1 protein-coding gene is annotated in these 323 nt (G+C 36.8%); it reads right to left on the reverse strand.

Translation table 11 applies throughout. From position 1 onward, the window contains the following. Positions 1-323, reverse strand: a 323-nt coding sequence (locus PZE06_RS27415; protein ID WP_275792305.1) for a single-stranded-DNA-specific exonuclease C-terminal domain-containing protein, incomplete at both ends; no start/stop codon positions are given.

The raw sequence follows: 323 nt of genomic DNA on the forward strand, positions 1-323 counted from the left end.
CGGATGAATAGAGTAACTCCCCTTCAAGAGCATAATGTGCCTGCGTTTCCTGGTATGTGATCGATTCTGATAAATCTTTTTTATTTTTAACCTCATTTAAGGTAATAAATCCATTATGCTGCTTTATCAATTCTAGTTCTAAAAACACTTGCGACATGAAATCAATCGTCGCTCTCGTCCAACCACGGTATTTAGCAAGATCATCGCCATATGTTTTCAGATCAAAAGGTGCTTTTTTCATCAAGAAAGCATAATACCATTTAAAATGCTCTCTTGTCGGCATCGTGGAGAAATAATAACGCTCTTCACCATAAAAATGGGCA

Origin of the sequence: Robertmurraya sp. DFI.2.37, assembly GCF_029211245.1 — a bacterium.
GTDB lineage: Bacteria > Bacillota > Bacilli > Bacillales > Cytobacillaceae > Robertmurraya > Robertmurraya methanolica_A.